The 1,089-nt window shown below is 60.1% G+C and carries 1 protein-coding gene; it reads left to right on the top strand.

Annotated elements, in window-relative coordinates; translation table 11 throughout:
- Window positions 1–1,077: undecaprenyl-phosphate glucose phosphotransferase (locus SQ11_RS14985; protein WP_041515003.1), on the top strand; the 1,077-nt coding region annotated here is incomplete at its 5' end.
- Window positions 1,078–1,089: the final 12 nt, after the last annotated feature.

Below are 1,089 nucleotides of genomic sequence, written 5' to 3'. Positions count from 1 at the left end.
ACTCTGATCACCTGGCTCTGGGTGGCGCCGCTGAGCCAGGTAGGCGCCCATCTGGCCCTGCGCGCCAGCGCACCCTATCTGCTGATGCTGCAAGGGCCGCCGCAACGCGCCATCATTGTCGGCATGAACGAGCAGGGCGCCGCGCTGGCCAACCGCATTCACGAGACACGCTATTCGAAGATCGAACTGTCCGGCTTCTTCGATGACCGCAGCCCGAACCGGCTCAATCAGCCCACCAACAGCCAGTTGCTCGGCAGGCTGCGCGAGCTTCCCGGCTTCGTCAAGGAAAACCGCATCCAGTTCATCTATCTGTCGCTGCCCATGGCCTCGCAGCCGCGCATCCTCCATGTACTGGATGAACTGAAAGACACCACCGCCTCCATCTACTTCGTGCCCGACATGTTCATCACCGATCTTATCCAGGGGCGCAGCGGCACCGTTTGCGGCACCCCGGTCATCTCCGTATGCGAATCTCCCTTCACCGGTTCCAATGGGATCATCAAGCGGGCAAGCGATATCGTTCTCTCCCTGCTTATCCTGGCGCTGATCTCACCGCTGCTGCTGGTCATCGCCCTGGCCATCAAGCTGGATTCCCCCGGCCCGGTCATTTTCAAGCAACGCCGCTATGGGCTCGATGGAGAAGAAATCCTGGTCTATAAATTCCGTTCGATGCGGGTCTGCGAAGACGGCGAGTCGATCCGGCAGGCGCAGAAGGGAGATAGCCGCATCACGCGCATCGGCGCCTTTCTGCGCAAGAATTCGCTGGACGAATTGCCGCAGTTCGTCAATGTCCTGCAGGGGCGCATGAGCATTGTCGGGCCCCGGCCGCATGCCGTGGCGCACAACGAGATCTACCGCAATCTGATCAAGGGCTATATGATCCGCCACAAGGTCAAGCCCGGCATTACCGGCTGGGCCCAGGTCAACGGCTATCGCGGTGAAACCCGCACGCTCGACAAGATGCAGGCGCGCATCGATCATGATCTCGACTACCTGCGCAACTGGTCTCTGCGGCTCGATCTGCACATTATCCTCAAAACCATCATGGTGGTCTTCAGGGATCGGGACGTGTACTAAGCTTCAAGCCCT

Origin of the sequence: Nitrosospira sp. NpAV (assembly GCF_000832065.1) — a bacterium.
Classification (GTDB): Bacteria; Pseudomonadota; Gammaproteobacteria; order Burkholderiales; family Nitrosomonadaceae; genus Nitrosospira.
The sequence above is the reverse complement of the archived record's forward strand: the minus strand, read 5'-3'. Positions and strand labels throughout refer to the sequence as shown.